The 24566-nt window shown below is 37.6% G+C and carries 23 protein-coding genes; 9 read left to right on the top strand and 14 right to left on the bottom strand.

Annotated elements, in window-relative coordinates; translation table 11 throughout:
* Nucleotides 1-49: 49 nt before the first annotated feature.
* The gene (locus ACWNMY_RS13150; RefSeq protein WP_449538717.1) at nt 50-319 is read left to right on the top strand and encodes a phage holin family protein; all 270 of its coding nucleotides are present in this window, start codon (nt 50-52) and stop codon (nt 317-319) included.
* Between the two features lie 116 nt (nt 320-435).
* Here the strand turns inward: ACWNMY_RS13150 and ACWNMY_RS13145 are convergent, their stop codons facing one another.
* The 3 genes from ACWNMY_RS13145 to ACWNMY_RS13135 are packed head-to-tail and all read right to left on the bottom strand — an operon-like array spanning nt 436 to nt 2449.
* Complete coding sequence (locus tag ACWNMY_RS13145) at nt 436-852, bottom strand: hypothetical protein (protein WP_449538716.1); 417 nt, start codon at nt 850-852, stop codon at nt 436-438.
* 57 nt (nt 853-909) lie between these two features.
* Nucleotides 910-1365: a hypothetical protein gene (locus ACWNMY_RS13140; RefSeq protein ID WP_449538715.1), complete on the bottom strand. Its 456-nt coding sequence runs from the start codon at nt 1363-1365 to the stop codon at nt 910-912.
* A gap of 25 nt (nt 1366-1390) precedes the next feature.
* Nucleotides 1391-2449, bottom strand: coding sequence for an LLM class flavin-dependent oxidoreductase (locus ACWNMY_RS13135; RefSeq protein WP_449538714.1), 1059 nt, complete (start codon nt 2447-2449; stop codon nt 1391-1393).
* Nucleotides 2450-2710: 261 nt separating this feature from the next.
* Between ACWNMY_RS13135 and ACWNMY_RS13130 the strand changes: the two genes are divergently transcribed.
* The 3 genes from ACWNMY_RS13130 to ACWNMY_RS13120 all read left to right on the top strand — a co-directional run bounded on the left by ACWNMY_RS13130 (nt 2711) and on the right by ACWNMY_RS13120 (nt 5141).
* Nucleotides 2711-3256, top strand: a complete 546-nt coding sequence (locus ACWNMY_RS13130) for a sigma-70 family RNA polymerase sigma factor (RefSeq protein ID WP_449538713.1) — start codon at nt 2711-2713, stop codon at nt 3254-3256.
* Nucleotides 3231-4589: a hypothetical protein gene (locus tag ACWNMY_RS13125; protein ID WP_449538712.1), complete on the top strand. Its 1359-nt coding sequence runs from the start codon at nt 3231-3233 to the stop codon at nt 4587-4589. The genes ACWNMY_RS13130 and ACWNMY_RS13125 overlap by 26 nt, the downstream gene beginning before the upstream one ends.
* A gap of 171 nt (nt 4590-4760) precedes the next feature.
* Nucleotides 4761-5141: a hypothetical protein gene (locus tag ACWNMY_RS13120; RefSeq protein WP_449538711.1), complete on the top strand. Its 381-nt coding sequence runs from the start codon at nt 4761-4763 to the stop codon at nt 5139-5141.
* Nucleotides 5142-5248: 107 nt separating this feature from the next.
* On the opposite strand, the gene ACWNMY_RS13115 is transcribed toward ACWNMY_RS13120, so the two are convergent.
* From ACWNMY_RS13115 to ACWNMY_RS13100, 4 genes are all read right to left on the bottom strand, one after another.
* The gene (locus ACWNMY_RS13115) at nt 5249-6340 is read right to left on the bottom strand and encodes a branched-chain amino acid aminotransferase (protein WP_449538710.1); all 1092 of its coding nucleotides are present in this window, start codon (nt 6338-6340) and stop codon (nt 5249-5251) included.
* A gap of 400 nt (nt 6341-6740) precedes the next feature.
* The gene (locus tag ACWNMY_RS13110) at nt 6741-7751 is read right to left on the bottom strand and encodes a DUF3231 family protein (RefSeq protein ID WP_449538709.1); all 1011 of its coding nucleotides are present in this window, start codon (nt 7749-7751) and stop codon (nt 6741-6743) included.
* Between the two features lie 115 nt (nt 7752-7866).
* Nucleotides 7867-8853 (bottom strand): Gfo/Idh/MocA family protein, encoded by a 987-nt coding sequence (locus tag ACWNMY_RS13105; protein WP_449538708.1) that lies wholly within the window; start codon nt 8851-8853, stop codon nt 7867-7869.
* Between the two features lie 108 nt (nt 8854-8961).
* Entirely contained in the window at nt 8962-10689 is a 1728-nt protein-coding gene (locus tag ACWNMY_RS13100; RefSeq protein WP_449538707.1) for a methyl-accepting chemotaxis protein, read from the bottom strand.
* A 196-nt stretch (nt 10690-10885) separates the two neighbouring features.
* Between ACWNMY_RS13100 and ACWNMY_RS13095 the strand changes: the two genes are divergently transcribed.
* On the top strand, nt 10886-11665 hold the full coding sequence (locus ACWNMY_RS13095) for an ABC transporter ATP-binding protein (RefSeq protein WP_449538706.1): 780 nt from the start codon (nt 10886-10888) through the stop codon (nt 11663-11665).
* Between the two features lie 54 nt (nt 11666-11719).
* Here ACWNMY_RS13095 and ACWNMY_RS13090 read toward each other — a convergent pair whose 3' ends face one another.
* Nucleotides 11720-13123, bottom strand: coding sequence for a tyrosine phenol-lyase (locus ACWNMY_RS13090; protein ID WP_449538705.1), 1404 nt, complete (start codon nt 13121-13123; stop codon nt 11720-11722).
* Between the two features lie 374 nt (nt 13124-13497).
* On the bottom strand, nt 13498-14004 hold the full coding sequence (locus tag ACWNMY_RS13085; protein ID WP_449538704.1) for a cupin domain-containing protein: 507 nt from the start codon (nt 14002-14004) through the stop codon (nt 13498-13500).
* Between the two features lie 99 nt (nt 14005-14103).
* Between ACWNMY_RS13085 and ACWNMY_RS13080 the strand changes: the two genes are divergently transcribed.
* A complete protein-coding gene (locus ACWNMY_RS13080) occupies nt 14104-15429 on the top strand; it encodes a DUF2254 domain-containing protein (RefSeq protein WP_449538703.1) in 1326 nt (441 codons plus the stop codon).
* A gap of 162 nt (nt 15430-15591) precedes the next feature.
* Nucleotides 15592-15759 carry a hypothetical protein gene (locus ACWNMY_RS13075; RefSeq protein WP_449538702.1) on the top strand — a complete coding sequence of 56 codons (168 nt, stop codon included), beginning with the start codon at nt 15592-15594 and terminating at the stop codon, nt 15757-15759.
* Between the two features lie 78 nt (nt 15760-15837).
* Here the strand turns inward: ACWNMY_RS13075 and ACWNMY_RS13070 are convergent, their stop codons facing one another.
* The gene (locus ACWNMY_RS13070; RefSeq protein WP_449538701.1) at nt 15838-17472 is read right to left on the bottom strand and encodes an amidohydrolase; all 1635 of its coding nucleotides are present in this window, start codon (nt 17470-17472) and stop codon (nt 15838-15840) included.
* Between the two features lie 197 nt (nt 17473-17669).
* Between ACWNMY_RS13070 and ACWNMY_RS13065 the strand changes: the two genes are divergently transcribed.
* Nucleotides 17670-18650 (top strand): dimethylarginine dimethylaminohydrolase family protein, encoded by a 981-nt coding sequence (locus ACWNMY_RS13065; protein WP_449538700.1) that lies wholly within the window; start codon nt 17670-17672, stop codon nt 18648-18650.
* 194 nt (nt 18651-18844) lie between these two features.
* On the top strand, nt 18845-19462 hold the full coding sequence (locus ACWNMY_RS13060; protein ID WP_449538699.1) for a hypothetical protein: 618 nt from the start codon (nt 18845-18847) through the stop codon (nt 19460-19462).
* Between the two features lie 85 nt (nt 19463-19547).
* On the opposite strand, the gene ACWNMY_RS13055 is transcribed toward ACWNMY_RS13060, so the two are convergent.
* The 4 genes from ACWNMY_RS13055 to ACWNMY_RS13040 all read right to left on the bottom strand — a co-directional run bounded on the left by ACWNMY_RS13055 (nt 19548) and on the right by ACWNMY_RS13040 (nt 24556).
* A complete protein-coding gene (locus ACWNMY_RS13055) occupies nt 19548-20690 on the bottom strand; it encodes a trans-sulfuration enzyme family protein (RefSeq protein WP_449538698.1) in 1143 nt (380 codons plus the stop codon).
* Between the two features lie 167 nt (nt 20691-20857).
* Nucleotides 20858-21418 (bottom strand): hypothetical protein, encoded by a 561-nt coding sequence (locus ACWNMY_RS13050; protein WP_449538697.1) that lies wholly within the window; start codon nt 21416-21418, stop codon nt 20858-20860.
* Nucleotides 21419-21421: 3 nt separating this feature from the next.
* Nucleotides 21422-22054 carry an SCO family protein gene (locus ACWNMY_RS13045; protein ID WP_449538696.1) on the bottom strand — a complete coding sequence of 211 codons (633 nt, stop codon included), beginning with the start codon at nt 22052-22054 and terminating at the stop codon, nt 21422-21424.
* Between the two features lie 810 nt (nt 22055-22864).
* Nucleotides 22865-24556 (bottom strand): cbb3-type cytochrome c oxidase subunit I, encoded by a 1692-nt coding sequence (locus ACWNMY_RS13040; RefSeq protein WP_449538695.1) that lies wholly within the window; start codon nt 24554-24556, stop codon nt 22865-22867.
* Nucleotides 24557-24566 lie beyond the last annotated feature (10 nt).

Raw genomic sequence — 24566 nt, 5'->3', positions numbered from 1 at the left:
AGCACATGGTTATTTCAATGCATACGATGGGACTAAGGAGGTGACAACCATGGACTTGCTTGATTTTTTACACGAAAATTATTACATGTTAGTTCCTGCGCTATGGGTAATTGGCTATTTCTTAAAACAAACACCAAGAATTCCAAACTGGTCAATCACTTGGATCTTACTAGTTATTTCAGTACTTGGCGGATCATTCTTTTTTGGTTTTACAGTGGAGGCCGTATTGAATGGAATCATTGCAGCTGGGGTAGCTGTATTTGGACATCAATTGTTGAAACAATCAGTTGAAGCAAGGGTGACAAGAAATAAATCATAGTCATGCATTCATCTTATTTCATATAAAAATATTTAGTAAGCTTGCCTTTCTTTAACACATTTAAAACGCTTGGTCCATTGAGGAACCAAGCGTTTTATGCCTTTCTTTTAAAGATGCTATTGATTTCTATACCACACGAACCAACCGTCATCTTTGTTTTTCGCTAAGAAAATTTGACCCTTTGTTGCAGTTTCACTTTTCCCTTCCCATCTAGGAAAATGCAGTGTGACCAACCAAGATTTATCAGCTACAGCTTGGCCACAGTATTTTGTAGACATTTTATATTCTTTCTCAGCCTTTTCATTCAACGGCTGAGCCGTAACTACTTCCCATTCTGAGAAGTGATTTCCGTAATCACTTTCTCCAAATGTAGTAGGTACAATTTGATCCAAAGCTTGAATCAGTTCATCTTTGTTTGTTAAAGAGGTCGTCTCTAACTGATTCACATTCGGACATTCCACATTCGCTTGTGCACTGATTTGATATGGGAATAGGATGAAAAGAGTTAACAAGGACACTACTATTTTTTTCATATACTTCACCTCAATAGTAATATCCCAGTAATTTACAGAAAATATTCCTGTATAAGGCTATATTTTTCTCAATAATTCAGCAAGCTCTGCTACTAGTAGATTTTTACTATCTTCTACTATTACCTGTTCCGTATGCTTTTTGACGAGAACGATACTGTCTTCAGCTAGTTTCTTCCGGTCAAGTACGATATATGCTCTCGCTTGGGCTTCATATGCATACGCAATATAAAATGGTGCAAGCTCTGCTTTTATACTCACTTCAATACATCGATTTGCATAGTATAGGGCTTGTTCTCCGTTTCCTACCACCGCATACACTCTTGAAAGCTGCCAATATCCAATAGATAGATTTTGTTCTGTATGCTCTTTTGCCTGACTCCAGTGCCAGAATGAAGTATGGCAAAGGTGAACCATTTCCTCTGCTTCTTTTTCTGTACGGTTGGGCATATCAAGTAAATCCCAAACTTTATTGAAGCATTCTGATGCTACTTGTTTATGAGATAGTTGATTCATACTGGTCCCCTCTATTTACAATCAATTATTTCGCTTCGTTCTCCGCTTCCCATTTCGCTACTTCTTCTCTTACCCGTGGTGCAACTTCTTTCCCCAATAATTCAATTGATCGCATAACATCCTCATGTGGCATTGTACCAACCGGACAATGAAGCATAAAACGTGTAACCCCAACATTTTTACGTAAGTGTATGATTTTATCTGCAACGAATTGAGGGTCACCTACGTATAGTGCACCTTCAAAGCTGCGCGCATAGTCAAAGGTATCCTGGGTATACGGACCCCATCCTCGTTCTCTTCCAAGTTTGTTCATTGCCTGTTGCGTGGATGGGAAGAATTTTTCTGCTGCAATTTCTGAACTCTCTGCAACGAAACCGTGAGAATGAGACGCAACTGGTAAATTGGTTACATCATGTCCTGCATGGGCGATTGCTTTCCTATATAACTCCACTAATGGTGCAAACTGTATCGGCCTTCCTCCAATGATCGCTAGTACAAGGGGTAAGCCTAATAGTCCTGCACGAACAACTGATTCTTGATTCCCGCCACTTCCGATCCAGATCGGTAATGGGTCTTGCACGGGTCTTGGATAAATGCCTCGGTTATGTATTGCTGGTCGATGCTTTCCCTGCCAGGTTACAATCTCGGATTTTTGTAGCTGCAATAATAAATCTAATTTTTCTTCAAAGAGCTCATCATAATCTTTTAAATCATAACCAAACAGTGGGAAGGATTCGATAAAAGAGCCTCTCCCTGCCATAATTTCAGCACGACCATTTGAAATTGCATCAAGTGTAGCAAAGTCTTGGTACACACGAACAGGATCAGCAGAAGAGAGCACGGTAACTGCACTTGTTAAACGAATTCTCTTCGTCTGAGATGCAGCTGCAGCTAACACAACTGCAGGAGCTGATGCAGCATAATCCTCTCGGTGATGCTCCCCTACTCCAAATACATCTAATCCAACTTGGTCTGCAAGAACTATTTCTTCCACAACCTCGCGTATTCTCTGAGCATGGCTGATAACCTCACCTGTCCGAGGATCTGGCGTTGTTTCAACAAATGTACTAATTCCAATTTCCATTACGAGTACCCCCTGTGTTTACTTTTTTATAGTAGTTAGTTGTTTTTACTTACTTGATTAACTACCCCTATTATTTATGAATTTAGTCACTTTATCAAATTTAGAAACTTGGTGTATGAAGTACCTAGACAAAATAATGGAACGAATGAAAGAATAACTATGTCTAATAAGTATACAGTCGTTTAGGTCCGGACTAAGCAATCATGTCTATACTGTTAAATTCATAGTAAAATAAAAGCTAGTGAGGAGGGGCCCTGGCATATGTCTATTTTCAAATCCATTTTCAAGAATACCAATTCCGAGGATTATTCCTTTGAAGAACTGATAAAAAATGATCAAGAAAAACTCTATAAAATTGCCTATTCATATGTAAGAAATGAACAAGATGCCCTAGATATAGTACAAGATGCAGTCATAAAGGGCTTTAAATCGTTTGATAAATTGAAAGATATTCATTATTTTTCGACATGGATTACTCGAATTCTAATTAATACAGCTATCGACTATATAAGGAAAGCCAGAACTGTTATTCCTTTAGAAACCGACTGTTTCGACTCCGGACGGAATGAAGAAAACAATTCGATTATGACAATAGATATCGGTATTGTCTTTGAAAAATTAAAACCACAGCAAAAAACATTATTACTTTTACGTTTCTATTACGGCTACTCCATCATCGAGATTTCTGAAATTTTGGGTAAACCGGAAGGTACAATAAAATCCCAATTGCATCGGACACTTCAATTAGTGAAGGAAAAACTTGAAAATGGAGGAGATACATATGGAAAAGCTTCGTCAAGATATTAAAAGTATGGTGGATAAAGTATCTGTACCTACTGAAAAGCTTAATGAAACTATCCAAGTCGCTCTATCATCTGGTAATAAACGGAGGAAACCTTCTCTATTAAAAATGCCGAATGCACTGGCTAGCATCGCCTCCATTTTCATTTTAGCAATTGGAGGATTATTATTTACATCATATTATTTTGGACCACCCGAAAAGGAAACTCAATTTAGTAGCCAAGAACAAGCCGAAAAAATCCAATATGCTGATAGTATTTTATATAATGTCGGTGATGCCGGGCTTAAAAGAATGGCCATGGAAGGAAGGACAAAGAATCTATCTCTAGAGTCGGAGGATCAGGGAGTAAAGGTAATCCTTGAAGAAGGTTATCTAGACAGCCAGCAAATGGCCATTTCCTATCGTTTAGATTTAACCGGTTCAATGAAATTTATTAAAGAAACTTCCATTTCTTTGGACCTATTTGTTAATGGAAAATATAGAGGTAATCACGGGTATAGTGGAATGGGCACAAACGAATTATTTGATTCCGGTGACATATTCCAATTTGAAACATCAGAAAGATTTCCAGAACATCCAGAGATAGAAATTCGTATCAAATCCATCAATAATATCGAGGGAAATTGGGCTTTTACATTTGATTTGCAAAAAGAAAAAGAATATATCAAAAAATCTAGCGTAGCTGAAAAAATAGACGAGAAAGGAAACATTTTTAAAATCAACCAAGCTCTTCTTACTCCATCTCATTTGCAATTAAACACAAGAACTACACTAATGCTAGAAAAATCCTATTCTGATTACAGTCATTTTGAAATGTCGATTATTGCACTTGGTTCGGACGGAATCGTATTTCTGGAGGATTATATAAGGAGAAGTGGTAATGATTCATATCAACTAGAAGCACCAGAACTAACGGTACAAGAAAAGGTCGAAATTCCAAGAAACAAGAACCTTTATTTATATAAAGTCGTTCCATATATTGTAACTTTTAAAGGTGAAAAGATTGATGACAACGGATATATATGGGATGAAATTACTGCCCCATTTTTAAAAGGCGCAGTTTTAGAAACTAATTCTCAAATTAAGGTAGCTGCAATTAAAGAAAATGCTGGTGAGACAATTGTGTCTTATAATATGGAAACATTATTGCCGATCTTCCCGATAATAAAAGATCGCAATAATGACACTGAGTATCGAGCAATATCTTATAAACAACAAGAGAACCTTCTTGAGGTAACCTATCCGAAAGTAAAGAATCCGGAATCCTCACAGTTTTTAATGTATGATGCTACTTACGATGTATTCTCGGATTTAGAAGTAGAGCTAGACTTACAATAATTTCAAAAACAGGCCAAACCACCTCGGTTTGGCCCTAAATATATTATGGAACGTTATAATTATCATATTTTCTATTAAAATGGAATATTTTAGTACTATTGTAAAACTTTTTACTATTAAACACGTATAATATACTTAAGCCCAGCTACTAATCAATGAGGAGTGATAAAAATGCAATTAGTTCCTGAAAAGCTTCGTGAACCACTCTCAAATTTCAAATTCAATCCTAGATTGAAATTCAGCTTCTATGACAAAGAATCCCTATTAACCTTTTTCCTAACCTTCCGACTTAAATGCTATCTCCTGCTTCTCGTTTCTCCTATTGGATTAGGTGCACCGGCATACGTAGCGCAACTATCATTTGGAACTGATTCTCTCGGATATTCAATCGGATTATTTGTAATAAGTCTTATACTCTTGCTGCCTTGGACACTCGTACCAATCTTATTTTTATTTACTACCTTTCAATCCAAAACATGGCTACGCAAGCTATCTTGGGCATATGTAGGTTTGCTCGTTACTACTTTTATCTATTGGCTAACAATCTTTTAGATTCATATACGGTGTGGTGGGACAAGGAACCTGTCCCCGTGACCCACTATTTTTCCTATGAACAAAAAAATAGTGCTTACCTCTTAAGGTAAGCACTATTCCCATTTTTATAATTTGATAGACCAACCAAATGGGTCTTGTTCCGTTCCATTTTGGATGCCAGTTAATGTTTCGTATAACTTTTTAGATAATGCTCCCGTTTCACCATTATTAATAACTAGTTTTTCGTTATTATAGAAAAGCTCCCCAACTGGTGAAATCACAGCCGCCGTTCCTGTTCCAAAGACCTCTTCTAATTTTCCATCGTTATAAGCCTGCTGGACTTCATGAATGGAGATTTTTCGCTCTGTTACAGGTACATTCCAATACTTTAAAAGTTCAATAATGGATTTTCGTGTAATCCCATCAAGAATACTACCATTTAAAGCTGGAGTAACGACCTCTCCATTTATCTTAAAGAAGATATTCATACTTCCCACTTCTTCAACATATTGTCTTTCTTTACCATCTAGCCATAGGACCTGAGAATATCCGTTTTCACTAGCAATTTCAGATGCTAATAAACTAGCTGCATAGTTCCCTGCTGTTTTCGCATCTCCCGTACCTCCAGCAACTGCACGAACATATTCATTTTCCACAGCTATTTTCACTGGATTGATACCTTCTTCATAATAAGAACCTACTGGCGATAAAATAATCATAAACGTATAGTTAGTAGATGGATCAACGCCTAGATGTGCTTCGGTAGCAATCATAAAAGGACGAATGTACAACGAAGTACCTGGTAGATTTGGAACCCAGTCTCTATCAATCATGATCAACTGCTTCAGCGCATTTAATGCAAATCCTTCATCAAATTGCGGCATGACTAAACGCTTGTTAGAACGATTGAACCTACTCATATTCTGATCTGGTCTAAATAACAAAATTTCTTCATTCTCTGTACGATACGCCTTTAATCCTTCGAAAACAGTTTGACCGTAATGGAAAACGGATGCTGCCGGATCTAAGGTAATAGGTTGGTAGGGTACAATTCTTGGATCATGCCAGCCTTTTCCTTCCGTATAATCCCACATAAACATATGGTCAGAAAAACTTGTTCCGAACACCAACTGGTCAAATGGGGGAATTTCTTTTTTCTTTGTTGTTAGGGTAATATCGATTGCAAACTCTGTCGTCATGTTAATCCCAGCTTTCATTTAAGATAAACCTTAATAATTGATAATCGAAATCTTATACTATTCTGATAATATTATCAACTATTTTAACACATTACACCATTAAATGGTGTATTGAACTTAATCAATATTTCAATTTATTTGTAATTTTTTTTGGGAATAAAAAAATATTGCCATTACTGTTACAAATAGATATTTCACTAAACAAATCATTTGATACTCAATTCATCTAAAAATATAACTATTATCCTGTCATACGTTAGTCTAGCTCTTAATTTTGATTCAATCAAACATTTGTTTACAAATTCCCATTAGGTGAATACTCATATCCCAAAATAAAACAAACGTTTGTTTAGTTTCATTTTTTCTTAACTAAGCAAACGTTTGTTTATCAGTTTTCTACAATTTTGACTCTACACTACTAGTTCTTTTTTTCCCTAGCTAACTCTTTTCGATTTGTTGCCATTGGTGGCTGTTCCAACCACCCATTTTTAATCATGATATTCGCTCCATCATCAGAAAAATGAACAATCTCCATCTTTAGCCGTTCGTACATAACGCCTATATCATGTCGTGGACTTGTTGACATAGAGATTCCATATTGACCAATCGCAGAAGCTGTTAACGCAGTAATATGATACATCATCAGTCTGTCTGAAAAAGGTGCAACCGTAGAATCTGTCACCTCTTGTGCCTCAGTCATTACACCGCTCATATACTCTTCTTCTAATATAGAATTAAACACCTCTAAATGTTTTTGTGAAATATCCCTGCCTCTTTCAAAATAGCGACGAACCTCTTTTTTCTTCACGACTTGACTAAAACCTATAATCACTGCAAGTCCCAAAGCATTACGTTCTGCATTATAATGGAGGTTTGCAATTTCAACTCCAAGTAAGGGTCTACGGTTCCCAAAATAGCCTGTCAAAAAGTTTTGTTTCTTAACAAAGTCTACCTGCTCATGTCTTGGAATAATTGGCGGACGAACTAGTACCCCTTTTTTGACGGCCAGCCTTTTTGCTTCATTATGCAGTTTTTTCGTTTCATCTAAACAATTTGTATAATACTCAAGAATATCTTCTCTTACAACAATGGATAAAGCTAGACCGTAGGAGCTCAAACCAAATTTGCCCATATTGACGATATATAATAAATATAATTTGTCAGTAAATAGTCTTGGTGCTTCCAAATTCAAATCCTCGTCTGTATAACCTTTGGGTATAGGATATCCTTCTTCTTCGAATATTTTTGTGACCTTTTCTATATGAGATTCTGATATTGATAACGCGTACTTCAATACAGAAAGAATCTCTTCATCATCACAATTTGCAATGAAATGAAGAATTGCACATTTTGCCATTGTATCGTTTTGATAAGAAGTCCATAAATTAGATATTTCTGAAGCCGTTAATTCAGCCTTATGAGTATTCATGATGAAATGCCCTCCAAAAATAGGTTATACAGAAGATAGTGTTTACAAATTTTTCTTGAAATATTTATGGGCGTTGTAGGAAATAAAAATGACGTTCCCTAAAGGAACGCCATTGTTAGACAGATTGATAATATCCTTTTACCATTTCTTCCATTACCCAGTTAGTACGCGCACCGGACTCGCCATTACTTGGACATTTTACCGTATTACCCGTTAATTCAGCTACGATTGTTTCTACTAGAGGCTGGTGCACATGTTGAGGTCGATCAAAGCTCCACTGCTCTCTTCCATGTTCAGTTGTTAATGAAATCGGCTCACTTCCAAATGTAGAAAAGGTTATTTTCCCTTTGCTGCCAACTATTTCATTCACATCTTCTTCTGCAAATGCAGTAAAACACCAATTCCCAACACCATGGACTCCAGATTCAAATACATATGTACCTGTTACAATATCCTCCGCACGATACTGACCTCCTTGATTGGAAGCAAACCCATTCACGTTCTTAATTGGACCTAACAAGAAATCGAGAATATCAAGCGTATGACTTGCTAAATCGAAAAACAATCCCCCTCCAGATAGTTCTGGCTGCAGACGCCATGGGATATTCTCACCATCATGAGAAGCTTTTCGATACTGTGTAGTTGAGACGAAACGAATATCCCCAATTGCCCCATTTTCTAGCAACTCTTTAATTTTTAGAAATCGCTCTTGTCCTCTACGATAGTATGCAACAAACAGAGGAACATTTTCCTTCTTACAAACCTCTATCATCTCCAAACACTCCGCATAATTCCGTGCCATTGGTTTTTCGACATAAACCGGTTTTCCAGCCTTTGCTGCTTTTAACGTATATTCTTTATGCGATCCTGGAGGTGTGGCAATATAGACTACATCCACTTCAGGATCTTGAATTAGATCATCTGCATTGTCATACCACTTCGGTACATTGTGCCTTCTCGCATAGTCTTCTGCAAGCGTACCTGTCCTTCGCATTACCGCAACTAACTCAGAATGATTGACCTTTTGGAATGCGGGTCCACTCTTCACTTCTGTTACATTACCACAACCGATGATTCCCCAACGAACCTTGTCATATACCATAAACGTACTCTCCTCTATCATTAATCTATCATTAGTCTCTTCGACAAAAAGGAAAGTACTCCTGCTTTTTGTGAAAAGTACCTTATTGCCTTTCGAGTATATACCTTCTTATAAAATATGAAAACGCTGAGTCATTTTCGAAAGTGATTTGGACAAATTTTGAAGCCTTTTTCCAACTATATTTGTATTTTCCATCTGCTGAATTTGACTTTCACTAAAGGCTAACATTTCTTCTGCACTCGCCAACGTTTCTTGGGAAACTGATGAAAATTGCGTAACAGATTGGACAAGCTCTGGTACGATACTATCTAACCCCGTTATTTCTTCTTGCATGACTTTTATATTTCCACTTACATCATAGATTCCAGCCATCAACTCATTGATAGACATTTTTGATTGATTTGCCATTTGGAGATTGGCGTTTAACTGGACTAGCATTTGATCAAATTCCTCTGAAGCAACTATTGTAATGGTCTCCATCTTCGAAATAGCTTGTGAAATTTCTTCCGTTGCATTCGTTGATTGCTCCGCAAGCTTTTGAACCTCCTGCGCCACGACAGCAAAGCCTTTACCCGCTTCCCCAGCACGTGCCGCTTCAATGGTTGCATTTAGTGCTAATAGCTTTGTTTGTTTTGCAATTTCTGTCACTAATTGGACAAGTGATGTAATTTCAATTGAGTAATCCTTTACTTCCCTAATCGTTATTGTTAACTGATTGAAGTCACGTTGAAATGACTGTATCGTAGAAATCAATTCCCCCATGCTTTTTTCTCCACGCAATGCTGAAGTATTCATATTTTCTGAACTTCCAATAACAGTTTGCAAGTTCTTCATAATACCTTCAATCCGATGTGACATTGCTTTAAAACTCATTACACTTTCTTCAGAACTACTTGCTGTTTGCTCCGCTCCCTGTCTAACCTGGTTTATGACGGACACTAATTGATGACTTGATTCCATAGCGTCTTCCGATGAAACCTTTAATTCATCTCCCGTGTTTTCTAATTCCTTTGTTGATGTTTTCAGTTCTTTTATCATACTACTCATTTGATCAATCATCGCATTATAACTTTTATGTAATGAGATTATTTCAGGAATAGTTGTGTGTACATCAACCGAGTGCTGAAGGTTACCTTCTCTTACTTCCTTCATTGTATTTCGTAAAGCAGTTAAAGGCTTCACAATCGTTCTCACAAAAAGAATAATTAACACACTCATGACAATTATACTGATGACAGTGATAGCTAACGTAAAATAAGCCATCTGATCAATCGGGGCAGTAAAAGACTTAGTAGGTATAATAATTGCATAGATACCTCCGATTTCCTCTATCGAATGAAAAGTTAATGTATAATCCTCGCCCTTAATCCTTTCGTGAATAACTCCATTCTTCTGTTTATCTAGTTTTAATAACGTCTTCTCTGAAATATCCGGAATCGAATCTTTACTTATCTTAAAAGGCTCTATCTTTTGATCTGAGATATAGAAAAAGTCTGCCTGCATCCCATCAGCTTCTAGCTTTTCTTGTTGCATGCGAACATTTCCTTCCAGCTGTTGCATAAAATAGGTCTCATCACTGACATATACAAACTTTAAGCTTTCTGCGATATATCCCATTAACTCAGCTTCACTTTCTAGTCTTTGTTCAATGGTTTTGATTGTCGTCTCTTTTGCATTTACATACGAAGCAACACCCACCACCGTAACTGAGATCACTAATAAAGAAACAAATAAAATGAATAACCGTGCACTTACATTCAACTTTTTAAATATTCTCTTAGAGATACGCTGTACACTACTATTCTTTCTTTCTAGTTCTTTTAACTCAATGCTCATAAATCCAATACCCCCACCCCAAGACTTATTCCCTACGTTACACAAATTATAAACAACTAGTGTAAATTCCCTGTAAAGATTATGTAAAGGTACCTAAAGATGCTAGTGGAAAGGACGTATCAATTGTTTGAATTTTTTGTTTAACAATTTAGTTATATGTCTGATACTATTAATCTAGGATAAGGAGGGAAATACTGTGGTATTAGATCTAAAGAATGTGTCACTTCAACGTAATGAAAAAAAGATTTTACAAGATATTAACTGGGAGATTAAAAGAGGAGAACATTGGGTCCTTTATGGGTTAAATGGTTCTGGTAAAACAGAATTATTAAAACTAATTAACGCATACAACTTCCCTACTAGTGGTAAAGCAAATGTGCTGGGCTTTGTGTTTGGAAAAACATATCTTGGCGAAGAGCTTAGGAAAAAAATTGGATTTGTTTCAACTTCGCTTCAGGAAAAGTTTTATCCCACCAACAATGCCTTTGAGGTTGTGTTAAGTGGAGCATTTGCATCGATTGGCTTATATGAGACACCTACAGATGATATGCGTAAAAGAGCCATCGAATTATTAGAGCAATTGGGCTGTATTGGCTATGCGAACCGAGATTACTCAACATTATCACAAGGAGAAAAACAACGTATTTTGATAGCACGTGCATTGATGGCGCAACCGTCCATTCTTATTTTAGATGAACCAACAAATGGGCTAGACTTTATCGCCCGAGAGCAGCTACTAGATTCAGTTAAGAAACTAGTGAATGAGAAGGATTCTCCAACAATTATTTATGTCACTCACCATATAGAAGAAATCCTTCCTGTGTTCAATAAAACACTCCTACTAAAAAGCGGAGAAGTTTTTGCTTTAGGAGAAACTAGTGAAGTCATTACAAGTGAAACACTATCCGAATACTTTAATCTTCCTGTTCATGTAAAGTGGGAGAATAGTCGCCCTTACTTAGTTAAGTCTAAATGATAGTAGCCAGCCCTCTTTCTAAGCAGGACTGGCCTTCCCTCTCGTTCTATTCATTTACACTTCAGCTAGTAGTTCTGAATCCTGGGACAATGGCGAAAACCTTGCATTAAAGAATCGAAGTGTTGGTGGCTCATAATCCAACTTTAGCCCACTGATTTGTCGTCTCTTTTCATACAACGCGATAACAGAATCTGCTACTACATCCATGTGATTATTCGTGTACACCCTTCGCGGGATTGTCAAACGGACTAATTCTAGTTTTGGTTTATTATGCTCGCCCGTTTCTTTATTCCTTCCTGCTGATACAATTCCTCTTTCCATCGCTCTTACTCCTGAATCTAAATACAGTGCCGCTGCCAATGCTTGCGCAGGAAATTCGTCTTGTTTCAAGTGAGATAAAAACTGTCTTGCATCCAAATAGACAGCATGCCCCCCAATTGGTTGAACCACTGGTACACCTGCGTCAATTAATTGCTGACCAAGATAACGAACCTGCTGAATCCGATGATGAATATAATGATCATCAATAGATTCATAGATTCCTTGTGCCATTGCTTCCATATCACGTCCGGCCATTCCACCATAGGATGGCATGCCTTCATAAACAACTACTAATTCTCGAGATCTTGCATACAGCTCTTCATCGTTCATTGCCAAAAATCCACCGATGTTCACTAAGCAATCTTTTTTACCACTCATCGTGCAGCCATCTGAATAAGATAGCATCTCCTTTAAAATGTCCTTTATTCTAGTATTTTCGTATCCTGCTTCTCTTTCCTTAATAAAATATGCATTCTCTACACAGCGAGTAGCATCAAACATCACATCAATTCCATGCCTCTTACACAGGTTATACACGTCCCTCATATTTTCCATGCTGACCGGCTGTCCACCTGCCATATTGACTGTAACCGCAACACACACATAAGGAATTCGTTCTGCCCCAACCTCTTGTATAAGATCTTTTAACTTAGTAAGGTCGACATTCCCTTTGAAAGGATGTTCAGTTGTTGAATCATGAGCTTCATCAATGATAATATCAACAAATCTTGCTCCATTTAACTCTTGATGTGCACGAGTTGTTGTAAAATACATATTACCTGGAACCACATGTCCTTGTTTTATCTTTAGCTGGGATAAAATATTTTCCGCACCCCGCCCTTGATGGGTTGGCAATACATACTTGTAGCCATATACCTTTCTGACCGCTTCCTCCAGTCGCCTCCAGCTCTTGCTTCCAGCATAGGCTTCATCACCTACCATTAAAGCGCCCCACTGACGATCACTCATCGCACTCGTTCCACTATCTGTCAAAAGGTCAATGTACACATCTTTTGAATCAATTAAAAAAGTATTATATCCTGCCCGTACTAATGCTTCTTTTCTTTCCTCATACGACAAAATGGTTAATGGTTCAACTGCCTTAATTTTATAGGGCTCTGCCGTTCTTCTTTTCACTCATACCCCTCCATTTTTAGAAAATTCACTCTATGTATAATGTAAAATATTTTCACTTGTTTTCTCAAGAATACCCGTTGCACGATAAACGCTTTAAACCAACAAAGTTCGGTTGGTTTGCAGGTATCCTTACACTAAAAAGACAAATGCGCCCTTCCCAAACTTTTAGGAAGGACGCATTTATTGTTATTGTTCTATTATTTCATAGAAATCTGTTTCATTTTGCTATTTTCATTTCAAACAAACGGTTGTTTAATGGATTAAGCTATTTCCACCAACTACTTTTACATTTAAACAAACGGTTGTTTAGCTGAGTTTCAGGAGAAATAAATGTAGCTGTTATATATGTAAAATTCATAAATCACTATTTTAAGTTAGTTTGACTTGTACGCTAGTTTGCGAATGATCGCATCATATTGGGGGTATTCCTTTAGAAGCTCATCCTGTGTAAATAATTTAAAATCCTCAAAATCAAAGCCTGGTGAAACCATACAGCCAACTAATGAAAATGTATCTTCTTCCTTGACTGAGGAACCGAATATTGAATGTTTAGGAACCAATACTTGAGGAACTTCCCCTTGATCAAGATTTAAACCTAGCTTAGCCTCTGTATATTCTCCATTCTCATCAATAATATGAACGGTTAGTGAACTTCCACCATGGTAATACCAAAGTTCGTCTGATTGAAGCCTGTGAAAATGAGATATATCCTCAAATCTCAACAAAAAATAAATACTTGTAAATAGATTCCTTGTTTTTGCTCGATTTTGTTCCACTTCTATTGTTACATCTGAAGCATACGTATTTTTATAAAATCCACCTTCTGGATGGGGCTTAAGTCCAAGCTTCGAAATATAATACTGCGCGTTTGTTTCACTCATTTTAAATACTCCTTCCAATATGTTTCGCGATTCCTCACAATGTATAATACTAAATTTCAGATAAAAACTATAGGTAACATTTTCTATAGGGGGATATCCATGTCTTTTACAAGTTTATTTTTAAAGATTCGTTCAAACTTCATGTATCTTCCTACTCTATATGGCCTTATTGCTTTACTAATGGCACTTCTGAGTATAAAAATTGAGGCTATTATTATGAAAAATGAGGCCATTCAACACTTTCTTCCAGATGTCTTGTTTACTGATATCGTCTTAGCTCGAACCATTTTAAGCACCATTTCTGCTTCATTATTAACGATTACAACGATTACCTTTTCTACAATTTTAGTGGTGTTAACAACGTATCTATCAAATTTTTCTCCGCGTACATTGCAAAACTTTATTACAAATCACAGTACACAACGGGTGCTAGGTGTGTTTGTTGGAGGCTTTGTATATTCGATTATTTTGTTACTTGTTATAGAGGATGCTGGTCCTGGAAACAGATATATCGTTTCCTCTTTTGCAATACTTTTTTCAATCATCTGCCTATTTGTATTTGTTTACTTCATCCATCATGTAACAAATTGGATCCAAGTGAGCAATCTCATATACAATATTACTCAAAGTACAGCAAAGCGAATCGAGGAAGATTTATCCGATTTGAAGGATGTTAACGAGGATCCTCCTTGGGATGACTGGGAAGGAGAAGAAATTAAGCATATTTCTCCTCAAAAATTCAAAATAAACCAAGTTGGTTATATACAATTTATTGATATAAAAGGATTGGTTGAACAAGCAACTAAAGACGATAGTATTATCCGAATAGAGAGAAACATTAATGATTTTATAGATGAACAAACAGTGGTACTTTCAGTGTGGAATACTAACAATAATGCCCCTTTAATGGATTACGAAAAGTTTATATCGGTTGCTTCAAAACAGTCACCTTTCAATAGTATTGAGCTTGGTATGACAAAGATTGTAGAAATAGCTGTAAGAGCATTGTCACCTGCAGTCAACGATCCAAATACAGCTATTAATTGTATCGATAATTTAGGGAGACTTTTAATAAGGCTTAGTCAAAAACACTTACCCAAGTCCTATTTTAATGATCAATATCGTAACCTACGGGTTATCTGTGAACAACCAACTTTTTCAGATTATTTGTATCAAAGCTTTTCCCAGGTATTCCATTATGGTGTACACGATATCTCTATCCTACTTGCTATTATACGAACCCTCACTACAATTGCTGATTCATCAACCCCTCATTTAAGGAATGCAATTTGGGATTTTACGGAGTATATTGTTGAGGGAATTCAAAAGGAAGAACTGCTCTCACTTGATCGACACTATCTGAATCGTCATCTTACAAAGCTCGCCGTAGCCACTGAAAATAAAAAGGAGTTAAAACTATTGTAAAAAAGGGGATTCAGGTTCACATTTTGGATACATCATTTATTAAAGGATTAAACCCAATGCTGACTCTTCCGCTTGTATTTATGTAAGAAAGTTTACACACAAACATAATTTTACTACGAATGCGAAAACTATAAATGTAAGCATTTGAAAGGGGATTTGTATATGAGTCGTGGAAAAAGCTTTAAACATAAGGAAAAGGGACATCCTGGTAACTTCCCACAAAACAGTATTAGTGAAGAAAAAGAACATAGTCGACAATTTGAACAAATTGAAGACATTGTTACTCATGAAGCATTTAAGAACAGAGTAAAAGAGGATGAAATGCCTTAATTTAACAAAAAAGGATCAAAACAATATGTCTTGATCCTTTTTTTATTACCCACTACTTTTGCCTAAGCGTAAAGACTTCTACCCTCTCAATTTTGAATAAACCAGTTCCCCACCTAAATACGTTTCTTCTACCTCAACTTGATCTATTTCCTCAGCTGGTATCTCAAGGATATCTCGATTAAGAACGATGAAATCTGCATGATAGCCTGGTGTTAACTGACCTACATTAGGAATTCTTGTGATTTCCTGAGCTCTCCTTGTGTATAAGGATATTGCAGTTGATATATCAACCTTATGCTTCTGACCAGTATCAGTCCCGTCGTAAGCAAATCGTGTAACAGCTGCCTTTAGTCCAACAAACGGATTTGCAGGGTCCGCCCATGCTGTTGCAGGTGCGTCAGATGAAAACGCTACCTGTATTCCAGCTTCAAGCATTGTTCTTACCGGGTACGTTTCTTTCGTTCTCTCTGCACCAAGATTCTTTACATAACTCTCAATTTCAGCATAGAGGAAAATAGGTTGGGTTACAAACGCAATCCCTCTTTTGGCTGCGTCTTTCATTGCCTTTTCGGTCGGCATAGCTGCATGCTCAATTCGAATAGATGGCCCATCTGACAACCAGTTTTCAGTATTCTTCAATGTCTCTAACACAAAGTTGATTGCTTGTTCACCCATCGCATGTACCACTAGTTGAATGTTATTTTTCTTGGCAATATCAGCAGCAACTAGTAAATCAACTTCAGAAATCATTTGAATTCCTGTATTTTGTTCTTCCCCTAAAAATGGAGGATTGACCCAAGCCGTTTGTCCTGATACACTGCCGTCTGTTAAAAGCTTAACTCCCCCAACATGAATTTGTTTCTCCCTGTCCAAATCTTCCTTAGAAAAAGTTCGATTCTCACTTACATCTTCAGCAACAACATATAGAGCTGTCCTATGCTTAAAACCATAATTTCTAGCCTTTTGATATAGTTCCATATAGTTAGTTGGTACTTTTCTTGCTAGAAGCTCAGTAATTCCAGTAATTCCTTTGGAGAAAAGCTCTTGTCCCAGATTAGCAAGTGCTAGTGCATTTTCTTCTATAGTTGGTGTGGGAACAATATCTAATACAAGGTATCTCGCATTTTCTCGTAAAACTCCAGTTGGTTCGCCTTTTGAATCTCTGTCAATTTTCCCTCCTGGCGGGTCGGGAGTATCTTTTGTAATTCCTGCAAGTTCTAGCGCTTTACTATTAGCAGAAATAATATGTACACAATTACGTATCACCACAATCGGAACCTCGGTTGAAGCTTGGTCCAAGTCCCATCTAGTTGGAGCCCTTCCCTCTGATAATTTCCCTTCGTCATAGCCCCATGCTTCGACCCATTGACTATTATCTTGTGCCTCAATTTGCTTACAAATCTTTTCTACTAAATCTTCAATTGAATACACATTTGGTGGTGTACAAGCGATTTGTCTAGACGCATTTGCTAGAAACAATGGATGTAGGTGTGCGTCAATTAATCCAGGTAATATACGTCGACCTTGAAGATCGATAACTTTTCTACCCTCTACATTTATTGCCGTTAAATCTCCTACCGAAAGAATCCTTCCATCACGAACGACCATCGTATCAGCAAAAGGCTGGTCAGGATTAGAAGTAAAAAACTTTCCGTTTGTGAAAACTACTTCATTGTTGAGAGGCATTAGACTCATTCCTTTCCTTACTATCACTTTCGTTTACTCATTCACGAAGAAGTGTACGGACTTGAGATAGTTTATTCTCATATCGCATTACTATTACATCCATTTTATACTTTATTACGTGATAATGTATCCCTCAATTTTTTTGGAAACATACTAATACAATAACCATTTACTAGGTTTTCCTTTGTACTTCGGTTCTAATAAGTAAAGAGTAGGAGATGAATATGAAGAAGATATATCTATCAAGAGAGCTAGTACAAGAACCCTTTCATGACAACACCCTTATTAAAGACTTCTGGGGAGTAGAATGGGGAGTAGAAAATGAAATAGGCACTCTAAAGAAGGTTCTAATGCATCGACCTGGAAATGAGATTCTACAACTTCATCAAAACCCTAGGGAAATAGAAGCAGGTCCCTTATTAGGTACGTATATTAAGGGCACAATGCCCGAAGATCTTCAAGAGAAGGAAAGTCCTAATTTAACAAAACTACAGACCCAGCACGACAATTTGGTAAAAGCATTAGAGAATGAAGGTATCGAGGTTGTCTACCTTGAGGGCGAAGATGAGAACCTACCAGAGCGTATCTTTACTCGAGATCTAGGATTGGTTATTCCAAGTGGTGTTATCATTTCTAGACTTGCCCTGTATATTCGATACGGCGAAACACGATTAGCGGCACAAACGTTTAGTAGTATTGGTATGCCTATTTTAGGGTCTATCCAAGGAAGTGGTTTTGCCGAGGGCGGTAGCTTTACAATGCTCGATAAAAATACTGCTATCATAGGCCGTTCTGAACGTGTAAATCCTAGCGGCATTGACCAGTTGCGCACTTTTCTCTCCCTGCAAAACATCGAATTAGTAACGATAGATTTACCATCAACAATTATACATCTTGACGAGGCATTTCTTCTTATTGACTATAATAAAGCATTAATAAATAAGTCATTACTGCCTTACTGGTTTTTAGATGAACTACACAAACGAAAAATTGAGCTATTTCATATCGATCCCAAAGATCATCCATTGACGATTAATGTTCTGCCTATTTCCCCTGGTAAAATCATTTTCCCAGCCACTGGAACGAAAACAATGGATATGCTAAAGGCAAATGGCATTGAAGTCATACCAGTTGATGTATCAGAATTCTATAAATTAGGCGGTGGAATACACTGCTTAACACTACCTTTGCTAAGAAAATCTTAGTGAAGTGAATGATGGGTGATACATTTTCTAAATTCCTCATAAACCCCCTGTATCTTACAAATATTGCGCGGGAAATGAAGGAATTTAGAACAACGTGTCGAAAACGAAATAACAGCTTAGGAAATGATATAATTCCTATACATACGACCTAATTTTATTTCTCATATTATTCCCGAAAAGGCAGGTGGCTGAAAATGAAGCAGTACGTGTGGTATGCCAGTTACGGTTCAAATATAAGCAGGGAACGATTTCTTTGTTATATAAAAGGAGGCAGACCAAAAGGATCGAACCTTACAGAAGTTGGTTGCAAAGACCCATCCCTCCCTTTAAAAGAAGGCTTTTTCTCCATTCCGAACCAATTGTATTTCGCAAAAGAAGCTGGAAGGTGGAAATCGCAAGGAGTTGCTTTTATAGATAGTAAGAAAGACTCTGAATCATATACAATTAGCAAAAAGTATTTAATAACATATGATCAGTTTTTAGATGTATTAAAACAAGAAAACAATGGGGCAAAAGTTGATATTGATTTAAACCAAGTAAAAGAGACAGGATCACTCACTTTTCTTAAAAAAGCCTGGTATGGAAAAATAATCTATCTCGGCGAAGACAACGGATATCTAATTTATACATTCACCGCACCTTGGGATATAGAAGAGGTAACACTTAAACAACCTTCACATGAATATTTACAAACCATTATTACTGGTCTAAAAGATCATTTCTCCGAAGACAGTATCTATGAATATCTTAAAAGCAAACCAGGAATTAAAGGGATATATACAGATGGAGAATTAAAGAGTGTAGTCTATTAAATCCTATAAAAGATTTTTAATCAAGCGTTTGTTTAAAAGAAAATAAACAAGTATCCATTTCACATGGATACTTGTTTTTTAACGATTATTTTAAAGACTTTTCAATAGCTTGTTCAAATTCTGAGATGATGTCCTCGCAATGTTCAATACCTACTGAGATACGCACGAGTTCATTTGTAATCCCCAACGCTTCCTGTGCCTCAGGGGGTAGTGCACGGTGGGAAGTCTTAAGTGGATGAGACACGGTTGTCTCCACTCCAGCTAATGTTGGTACAAGCTTTACCCATCCAAGTGATTTGAAAAACTCATTAACGTCTACTGTTTTTGAAAGTTCGATAGACAACATCGCTCCAAATCCAGTTGCTTCTTCCTCAAACGGATAGTATACTCTTGCTATATTTGGATTTTTTCGTAGTACATCTGCAAGCTTTCTTGCATTAGCCGATTGCACCTGCATGCGTACAGCTAGCGTCTTTAAACCACGTGTAGTCAGCCACGCTTCAAATGGGCTTACATTTGTTCCTAGATTTACAACCTTCGCCCGAGCCCTTTCAACTAAATCTTCTCTTCCCACAACTACACCAGCTGTGACATCACTGTGTCCACCAATATATTTGGTCGCACTATGAACGACAAGTTCGACTCCTAATTCGTATGGATTACAGTGGTAAGGAGTTGCAAACGTGTTATCTACAACAGTTGTAAGATTCTTTCGTTTAGCAAGCTCGACAACTGCTTTTAAGTTCTCTACACGTATAAGTGGATTGGTAATTGATTCTGTATAAAGTAGCTTTGTGTTTGGTTGGATTGCCTGCTCGACAAGGTCAAGATTTGTAAAGGAAACAAAGGTTGTCTCTACTCCGAGCTGACGTAATTCTTCGTGTAACATATGGTAGCTTCCACCATATACATCATCGGCAGCTACGATATGATCGCCACTCTTAACGACTGCAAGAATACCCGCTAATATAGCAGATAAGCCTGATGACGTTGCTATACCTGCTGGCGCTCCTTCAATTGCTGCAACCATCTGACCAAGTTCGTCTGGATTTGGATTCCCAGTACGAGAATATAGATAATTCCCTTCCCCTTGGTAATAACCCTCTAAATCCTCAAGATTATCAAATGTAAATGCAGTTGTTTGATAGATGGGTGTTACTTTACTTCGAATCGGTAGCCTATTCTTTTTCGCACTATGTATTAGTTTCGTTTCAAACCGTTTCCCCAACTTTTGCACCTTCTTTATTATGTATTGCTATTATTCTGAACCTTATTTTATAAACTGTCAATTGTGAGATTCTAGGAAATCAAGATATGCACAGTATGCAGGGAATACCTCTCTCTCCAATCTGTAAGAAAAGAAGCTGCATCAAATATCCACAGCTTCTCTCAGATCTACTCGCTATATATCGATTGGTCTGTGAAGTTGACATACACTACATACATAACAATGCAAATCGCCGTCGTAATAAAGCCCCAACCAAGTGTGATTTGGTCGATGACCAAATAGTTATTACATAGTTGCATATTTGTATTAATATATAACACTCCCATGCCTAAATACTTAACTGTAAAAAAGATAAAAACAAAATTCTTTGCTCTCTTACTTAGTTTCTTCCAGCTATCCCGTAATGGAACACCCGCTAATAACGCTAGACTTAAAAACTTAAACACTTCCATACTCGTAATGGTCAGTGTTTCATCCATTGTTTTAGGGATTGTCCAATATACCATAATCACAATAAATAATAAGATACCTGGTATTCCGTCTTGGTTCCACTTCTCAAAAAAACGCGGAAACTTTTCTTGCAATAATTTCGCCATTAAGAAGCCCGCAAATACAATTGATGGCATTTGCATATGCATGTGAACGATCATAATGGATTCAAGTAAGTTCGTAACAGGAGGCAGCGCCAAGACAAGTAATAAGAAAGTTCCTATTAAAAATTGTTTCATAACTTACTCCCCCTTATTATCTTCTAAGATGCTAGTAACTTTAGCAGCTGCTTCATCTATCTCCCGATAATCCATCACATCAAGTAATGACCCATTGCGATCAACTAAATAAAAAGCTGAGTTATGAGCAAAATTCCCTTTACCATCTGGAATCACGATTACACCGAATTCATCAAGTAGGCTTTGTAATTCAATTTGGTCTGAAATCCTAGCCATTCTCCAAGTTGCTCCGTCAGCACCAAAATAGTTTCGATACTTACTTAAAGTAGCAGGGTCATCTCTGGTTGGATCAAAACTTATGCTTAAAAAGACAATATCTTTTCCGATGTATTTCTGTGGCAACTGCTCATATACCTGCGCCATATTCATTTCTAGTTGTGGACAAACCGTTGTACAGGATGTGTAAATAAAAGTGATAAATACAAATTTGTCTTTAAACTCAGAAATAGGATATCTTCGCCCTTCGCTATCCTCGAGAGTTACATCTGGAAATACTGGCTTGTCTTCAATCAGTTGATTTACCCTAGCTGTCTCTGCTGTGAATGCCCGAAATCCGTCAGTTCCCGTATAGAATAATACACATCCAAATAATAATATCAGTATACAAGCGAATGTTTTTCGATTCTGTTTGATCACGAAGATCACATCCTATTTCTCAATTTTCCTTAACTTTATTCAGCAGAAGATCCTACTTCTATATATGGGAAATGTATACAAAAAAAGTAAACAGTTATTAGAGTTTTCAACTAGGCTGAATAAAGTTAAAGCCTCCGGCGGATGCCTCAGATTTTCAACGGAAGTTTTTCGAGCAAGCTCGAAAAAATCTGGGCGCAAATACGCCAAGGCGTATTTGATAGAAGGCTTGAAAGAGATAGCAGGAAAAGTAGCTATCTCTTTCTATTTAAGGAATCTATCTACGTCTCTTGATTGTCTAGCTCCGCTCGCATCCGATTTCTTCTCTGTCTAGCTGCTGCGCCTAGAAACTCGAGAAACTTCAACTCCTCCTGCAGACGCAAAAAGCGCCTCTTTGTCGGAGTATCCGACGCACAGGATGTGCTAGTGCCGACGTCGCCACAGGACGTGGCGTTTTAGTCGGCCAGTTTTCTCGTTTCTGATCAAGGCGCATCCGCTTTTCTTTATTGTCTAGCTCCGCTCGCAGCGACTAGCGAGACTTCCCTCACCCTTCGTACGATAAGCTCAACATCGGCTCGCTTTGCTCCCCGTGTTTCCTTTATCTCCTACGGCCTCAGTCCAGTCCGTACGTCGCTATACGCTCGCATCCGCTTTTCTTTATTGTCTAGCTCCGCTCGCAGCGACTAGCGAGACTTCCCTCACCCTTCGTACGATAAGCTCAACATCGGCTCGCTTTGCTCCCCGTGTTTCCTTTATCTCCTACGGCCTCAGTCCAGTCCGTACGTCGCTATACGCTCGCATCCGCTTTTCTTTTTACCAAGTCTTAAATGGTGGTGATCCTGGAGGTGCGTTTACAATCATTTCGGTTAATGGTAAGACATACGCCATTGCGATGACTAACACCATTAGCACAACCCATAGTCCCCAACGCTCGGTCCAGAATGGCGTTTTTGCTGAATTTTCTTCCACTTCTGCAATCGGAAACTCTGTTAAACCTTTTGGTGCAAAGAACATCATGTTGAATACTGCATACACTTGAATGATTACTCCGACAAGTAAGAACGTAGCTCCAATACCTACAAACATTAACAATGGTTCCCAGCTTTGAGCTGTAGCATTTCCAAAGTAATCTGAGAAAGATGTTCTACGAGGTGAACCAAGAAGTCCAACCCAGTGCATAGAGATTGACATTAATGCCATACCAATGGTCCAAATAATTGTTTGTACAATACCTAGTTTATTCATCCCTTTTGTTAACACACGTCCAGAGATATGTGGAACTAACCAATAACAAACTCCGAAGAATGTCATAACGACTGACATACCAAGTGTTAAGTGGAAGTGTCCAACTACCCACATTGAATTGTGAACGACTTGGTCTAATTGGTTTGTACTTTGTACAATTCCACCAGCTCCTGCTGGGATAAAAGCAGCCATTGCGATAAATGGTGATAAGAAACGAACATCTTTCCATGGAAGCTTTTTAAACCAACCTAGTGCGCCCTTTCCACCTTTTCTTCTACCTGTACGTTCAAATACTGCAAACAATGCGTAAGCTGTCATTAAAGATGGGAAACCAATTGCTAAACTCATAAATACATGTAAAAATTTAACTGACGGTAGGATACCTGGGTCAATGATTTGATGGTGGAATCCACCTGTAATATTCATGATAACTAATGCAATTACAACTACACGAGTTAGTAAATCGCTCCAGCGTTTTCCGCCGATAATTTTTGGTATGATGACATACCATGCTGACACTGCTGTTAAATACCAAATGTTAACTGCCGTATGACCGAATGCCCAGAACAATGTACGAGATACCATTACGTTAATTGTATCTACCCAACCTAGTGTCCATGGGAGTATCATGAATAATACTTCAACTGCAACAAACGCTGTTGCACCAACTAGAAGAATGAATACCCCAGTTGCAAAGAAAGAAAAGATTGGTAGATGCTGTCCTTTATGATTCTTTCTCCAGTTAGCTACTTGAATAAATGCCCCAACTGATAGGAGCCAGATACCAACAACAACCAGCGCTAACCCGATATAGAATACAGGGTGTGCTGCCATTGGCGGATAGAACGTATACATAACAGATGCTTCATTCATAAGGATTGGAATGACAACCAATACAATCCCAACAATCTTTGTCCAAAACCCGATCCACGCTATTTTTCTAACCTTAGGCAGTAAGCCCCCTAGGTCGTGAGACAATCCTGCGTAAAAGTAACCTGTTGTAAAGAAAGCTGAAAATACCACTACTAAAAGTAAACCATGAGCTGTTAATACTTGATAATAAGTGAGATAGCTTGGTAATTCTAGAAGACCTGCACGGTTCAAACCCTGTAATAAACCTAAAAGACCACCTAGTAATAAAGCAATAATTGCTACTGAGATATAGGATTTCGCGATTTTTGCATCCTCTAGATTTACACCTAGTACTTTATTTGTTTTCTCTTTAAAGCTAGTATCTGTATTTCTTAATACTGTTTCCAAGGGTCTTCCC

It is taken from the genome of Ferdinandcohnia sp. Marseille-Q9671 (genome assembly GCF_976954385.1).
This window is presented reverse-complemented; position numbering and strand designations above follow the sequence as displayed.